The sequence below is a fragment of the uncultured Blautia sp. genome (assembly GCF_902497045.1).
Taxonomy (GTDB): domain Bacteria; phylum Bacillota; class Clostridia; order Lachnospirales; family Lachnospiraceae; genus Blautia_A.
Window position 1 is genome coordinate 1 of record NZ_CABVDF010000339.1, and the last position, 2055, is coordinate 2055.

Annotated in this window: 2 protein-coding genes; both read left to right on the forward strand. The window is 42.2% G+C overall.

Annotation, left to right across the window (positions count from 1 at the left end; all coding sequences use genetic code 11):
• Window positions 1–85 precede the first annotated feature (85 nt).
• Window positions 86–649 (forward strand): helix-turn-helix domain-containing protein, encoded by a 564-nt coding sequence (locus tag RDS42_RS14430; RefSeq protein WP_308784268.1) that lies wholly within the window; start codon window positions 86–88, stop codon window positions 647–649.
• Window positions 646–1908 carry an MFS transporter gene (locus RDS42_RS14435; protein WP_308784269.1) on the forward strand — a complete coding sequence of 421 codons (1263 nt, stop codon included), beginning with the start codon at window positions 646–648 and terminating at the stop codon, window positions 1906–1908. Before RDS42_RS14430 ends, RDS42_RS14435 begins: the two co-directional genes overlap by 4 nt.
• Window positions 1909–2055 lie beyond the last annotated feature (147 nt).

Sequence of the window (2055 nt, forward strand, 5' to 3'; positions counted from 1 at the left end):
AATAACGACAGAAAATAAAGTTTTTCTTTACATTACATGATATGTAATGATACAATACATGTAAAATAATGGAAAGGAAAAGCCTATGAGGAACGTGATTGTTTTAACAACAAAAAAAGAACTGGAGATTTATATGAATCCTTCCCGCCAGGAAATTATCAGGGAATTAGGACGGGCGGGAGAGCCGGTGACGCCCAAATATTTATCGGAACGTTTAAAAATTTCACCGTCATCTGTTCAGTTCCATTTGAAAAAACTGGAAGGATTGGGGATAGTACAGCTGGATCATACAGAACAGATACGTGGGATAACAGCACGCTATTTTACACTTGCCGATGCAGACATCAGTATTGGCAGTCATTTGGGCGAATGCAGGCAGGAGAGAGAAGTGATTCTTGAAAATATGGTGCAGAAAGTATTTCAGGGCTGCTGCAGACAGATGAAAGCCTGTCCGGAAATGTCAGCTGAGGAAGTTATGGACAAAGTACCTGCGGATATTGTTACAGGTATTGCTTTTCTTACGGAAGAAGAGTCTCGTGAACTTAGAAAAAATATTATTGAATTTCTGGAAAAACATAACAGAAAGCGTACAGATACCCATCCTTGGGAATATAGTTTTCTTGCATATAAAATGGAGGTGAGTGAATGAATTTCACACTGCGCAGCATTTTCTTTCTGAAAAGTATTGCCACAGGAATACTGATGCCTGTTATGAGCCTGATGATCATGGCAAGAGGGGCAAGCTTAAGTGTCCTGCCTTTTGTAATAGGTACATATTCTCTGGTGGTGATCCTTCTGGAATTTCCAAGTGGGGTATTTTGTGATCTGTTCGGGCGAAAAAAGACATTTGTATTTTCTGTAAGCCTGATGTTGTTTTCTTTTTGTTTCCTGCTGGCTGGTGGTCCTCATGTGTGGGTGCTGTTTATAGCTTTTGCCATCCAGGGAGCCGGAAGAGCTTTTTCATCTGGAAGTCTGGACGCACTTGTGATGCAGCAGAGTATCCAGCTTGGAGGAGATAAGGCGGCAGCCAGAACCAGTGGAGATCTGGGATTTCTGGAAAGTACTGGAATTGCATTGGGAAGTATCGGAGCAGGATTCCTGGGCAGTATTGGAGATATGTATTCTGTAAATCTGGCAGTGATCGTTCTCTGCTATTCGGTGATTCTGCTTTTGACAATTTTTGGGGTAAAAGAAGATCCTGTCCCGGATATGGACCAGTCAAAAGAAAATCAGAGTTTAAAAGAACAGCAGAATGGATTTAAAAAGAAAGAACATTTAAGACCGGGCATCAGACAGTTTGGAAAACAGATGAAAAGCAGCCTTTCTTTTGCCGGGAGATCAAAGGAAGTAAGATTTCTGCTTATCCAGGGATTTTTTACAGGAGTTGCACTTCTTGCAGCGGAAACATACTGGCAGCCCGGACTTTTGCGTCTGATGGAACAGAAAGTGATCTGGCTGTTTGGACTGGTTTCTTTTCTGGGGTTTGGATTTACCGCGCTTGCCAGTCATCTTGCTCCGAAACTGATGGCTGCGCTTTCTGAAAAAAGCAGCCAGATATGGTGGACCTGTCTGTTTGGAACGAAGATGCTTTTTTATCTGGGGATTATACTGATGGGGTGCCTGGTACATCCGTTATTTTTTATTTGTGGATACTTTTTTATTTATTTTGTTCATGGCAGCGGAAACATTATGGAAAATACACTGCTGACAAAAAGTACACCGAAAGAAATGCTGGCCAGTGTGATGTCGTTGTTTTCTCTGATCTTTCAGTCAGGTGCGCTTGCAGCTTCTGGTCTTACCAGTATCATTCTTGCAAAAGCAGATCTGCCAGTAGTCTGGTGGAGCCTTGGAGGCCTGGGGCTTATTGGTGTGTGTATATCCTTTATGACGTTAACAAAAAGAGATTAAGCTATCGTCTGTATCACTTATGAAAAATCCGTTACTGTTCACTCCGTTCACAGCAACGAGCCAAAATTCATTCCAGATTGCCTGCGGCAATGGAATTTTGGCTTGTATGTCTCGGGATTTTGGCATATTCATGCCAAAACACCTCGC

Excerpts from the sequence above, each read along its gene's own strand:
- RDS42_RS14430 (WP_308784268.1), top strand. The coding sequence starts at position 86 with ATGAGGAACGTGATTGTTTTAACAACAAAAAAAGAACTGGAGATTTAT.
- RDS42_RS14435 (WP_308784269.1), top strand. The coding sequence starts at position 646 with ATGAATTTCACACTGCGCAGCATTTTCTTTCTGAAAAGTATTGCCACA.